We start from the raw sequence: 3,461 nt of genomic DNA on the forward strand, positions 1-3,461 counted from the left end.
GATTCCGTCGCCCGCTGCGCGAGCCGGACGAGGTAGTTGTGGCGGGCGGCGAAGTCCTCGTGGCTGGTGGGAGGACTGGCCGGGTCCAGGTGGGGCCGCGTCAGCTGCAGGGCGCCGCTCTGGCGCGCGGCGGCCGCGGCGAGGTCGGGCTCGTGGACGACGGTGGCGGTCCACTGCCGCCACATGTCCGTGGCCACCGTGTCCAGCGCCTGCCAGCCGAGCATGCGGTCGGAGACCTCCTCGGCCCGCAGGCGGCTGATGTCGATCACCTGGTCGAGGAGGTCGACCCAGCCGGCCGGGGTCGCGCCGGGCCGGGGCTCATCCAGCAGGGCGGCCAGCGCGATGACGGAGTGCCGCTCCGCCGAGGGGAGCTGATCGATCGGGCCGACTTCCTCGGCCCACTCGCGCCAGGCGGCCTGCAGACCGGCCAGGGCGGCGACCGCCTGCTCGGCGGTCGTGTACGCGTTCTTGCCGGCGGTCCGGCGCAGGGAGGCGTGTTCGGGCATGCCGCGGGCGGCGGCGCGGTCCAGGTAGTTGTCGCTGTGCCGCAGCAGGATGGTGAGCTGGGTCAGGGCCGGGTGCAGCGGGCGGGCTTCGCCCTTGTCGGTCAGTTCCGCGCGCAGGAGCAGCAGGTGCTGATGCACCTCGGACATGGCCCGCCAGTGCTCGGCCGGTCCGCCGCTGCCGCCCGGTTCGGGCAGGCTCGCGGCGGCGTCGGCCAGGGCGTCTTCGGTGGCCTGGGCGTGCCACGGCGTGACGTCTTCGATCAGCGCGCGGTGCTCGGCCAGCCACTGCCCGGCGTTGGACAGCAGTTGCTCGGCGGCCTGGACGGCCTCCGGTCCCGACGGGAAGGGAGTGGGGTGGAGGACTTCCAGGGCCCAATCCCCCGCCTGCTCGGCGCGCACGAGGAGAGCGGTGTCCGGCTCCTGCACGGCGGCGCCCGGCTGCGGGGTGGCGAGGTCCTCGAGGTACGCGTTGAGTGGGTCGGCGTCCGGCCGCGGGGTGGCGGCGTATTCGATGAGCGCGCGGAAGAGGTCGGTGTCGATGTCGTCGCCGAGCAGTCCGGGCCACTCCTTGGCGTGGTTGGACAGCAGGGCCCGGGTGTCGCTGAGTGTCAGGCCCTTGGCGATCGAGAGGAACCGGGCGGCGTCGTCCTGCGCGGGCATCGGCTGGAGCGTGCCGATGCGGCCGCCTTCGCGCGACCACAGGGTCCAGGGGTCCTCGCCGTGCCAGGAGATCCGCAGCCCCGCGTCGGCGCCGAGCCGCTCGTGCAGCTCAGCGCCGCGGCACACGATCATCTCGCGGCCTCGCTGCACCGCGTACAGGGTGTCGTCCTGCGGGCGCAGGGCGATGCGGGCGTGCTGTGCGGTGTGCGCGGTGATGTGGGTGGCGAGCAGGTCGAGTGCCGCGTCGTCCACGAAGAACGCGTCGACCAGAGCGTCGTCCCGCATGCCGCTGGAGGTGCCGAGCTGCTCCATGACCTGGTCTTGGATCCAGTCGCGGACGACGTTGACGACCTGCCGGTCCAGGGGTTCGTTGCTGACGGTGACGCCGACGGTGCGCGGATCGGTCGAGGCGGCGTCCAGGAGCTGGTCGATGAGCACGGCGTGCTGCTGCCACTGGGGCGGGACCGGGAGGCGGCCGCCGGTGCGCGGCGGCTCGGTGCCGGTGGCGTTTCGGCGGACGGTGTTCGCCAGGCGGGCGAAGGCGCCGGTGAAGCCGCGGGGGGTGAAGTCGGCGTGCAGGGTGTGCCGCAGGAGCGGGCTCATCGCTTCGGCGCGGGCGCTCAGCCAGTCCAGCAGGGCCGGCGCGTAGGGCACGGGGCGGTTGCTGGTGAGCGGGTGGCCGGGGGTGCCCATCGTGGCGAGCAGGGCGGGGTCGGCGAGCGCCTGCTCGGTGAGGGCCTCCAGCTCGGCGTCGAGGTGGCCGCCGGTCTCGATGAGGGTGGCGTTCAGGAACCGCGCATGGCGGGTGGCGGCGGCCGCGAAGTCGCGGAAGTCGTTTTCCCGGTAAGCGCGGTAGCCCTCGTCCTCGTGTTCCTGGTGCACTTGGTCGGCCAGTTGGGCCGCCTCATCCAGCAGGTGCGGCCATGCCGGGTCGATCCAGTCGTCGGCGGGCGCCATGAGCGGGCGGCGCTCGATCTCTTCCAGGAGCCGAGCCAGGCGCCGTTCGGTGGCGGACTGCTTGGGACGGCTCTGCTGGCGGGCCAGGTTCGCGGCGCTGACGATCGCGGCGTGCGAGCGCTCCAGACCTTCGTTGTCGAAGCGTCCGTCGGTGTGCGCGTAGGGCGGTGCCGGTTCGAGGTCGCGGGCGGCGACCGCGAGGGGGCGCGGTGCGGGAGGCAGGAGGGTGTCGGCCAGGTCCGGGTCGGTGAGCAGCGTCCGGGCCAGGCGCCCCAGGTGGGTGGGGAGGCTGCCGGTCGCGGTGTCCAGGTCCACGACCCCGATGGCGCGCGCGAGCCCGTGCAGGGCGTGCAGGTGCGCGGCGGCGCCGCCCGGGGTCCGTGCGGCGGCCACCTGGGCCCGGCGGAGGGCGACCTGCGCCTCGGTGCGTTCGAATCCGTTGGGGGTGGTGTGCTGGGCGGCGGCCTCGGCCAGGGTGTCGAGGGCGTGCTCGGCCTCGGCAGCGCTCGCATAGGGTGCCTCGAATCGCCGGGCCATCTCGCGCAGCCAGGTCTCATCGGGCATGGGCGGGGGGGTGTGGGCGAGGCGGTCCACGTGCAGGGCTGCGGCGCGGGCGAGGTGGCGCAGCCGGCCGGTGGCCTGGCGTTCGCTGAGCTGGAGGTCCGGGCGCGCGGCCAGCTCGGCGGCGGCCAGCCGGATGCGGGTGTACGCCTGGAGCTGCAGGCCCCAGTCTGCGGCGGGGGTCTGCTGGGCGTGCTCCCAGGAGTCGGTGAACTCCGCGATGGCCGCGGCGAGTTCTTCGCCGGGCTCGGCGGGCAGCTGCTGTCCGAAGTCTTCCTGCCACTGGCCGAACAGAGCGTGCAGGGTCTCGCGCGCGATGGCTGCGGTGTCGTGCTGGTTGTCCGTGGCGTACGGTGCGGGGCGGTCCTCGCCGAGGATCCAGTGCTCCTGGGCGCCGGGGCTCTCGCTCGTGCCGGTGTCCTGTGCGGGCTCGTCCGCGCGCTCCTCCACGGGAGCTGCGGCCGGGGTGGGGGTCTGGGGTGCGGGGCCGGCGTTGGCACTGGTGTCGGCTGCGGAGGGGGTGCGTACGGCGTCTTCGTCGCCGTCACGGATGGCCTGGACCAGCGGCTGGTTGTTCTGGCGCCAGGTCTTCATCTCCTCTTCGAACTGCGCGCGCGCCTGGGCCTCGATGGAGCGGGCCAGGTCGTTCTCGCCGTCGTGCTGGGCCAGGGTGGCGCGGTGACGGTCGAGGAAGGTGCGGGCGAGGCCGGTGAAGGCGTTCAGGGGCCCCTGCATGGTGGCGCGGTCGCGGCCCTTGAGGGAGCGCAGGAGTCGCTC

Annotated in this window: 1 protein-coding gene; it reads right to left on the reverse strand. The window is 74.1% G+C overall.

Annotated features, from left to right (window positions below):
• The coding region (locus P3H78_RS32975; RefSeq protein WP_276112852.1) for a serine/threonine-protein kinase at positions 1 to 3,461 on the reverse strand (3,461 nt) is incomplete at both ends.

It is taken from the genome of Streptomyces tropicalis (genome assembly GCF_029269835.1).
GTDB classification, from domain to species: Bacteria; Actinomycetota; Actinomycetes; order Streptomycetales; family Streptomycetaceae; genus Streptomyces; species Streptomyces tropicalis.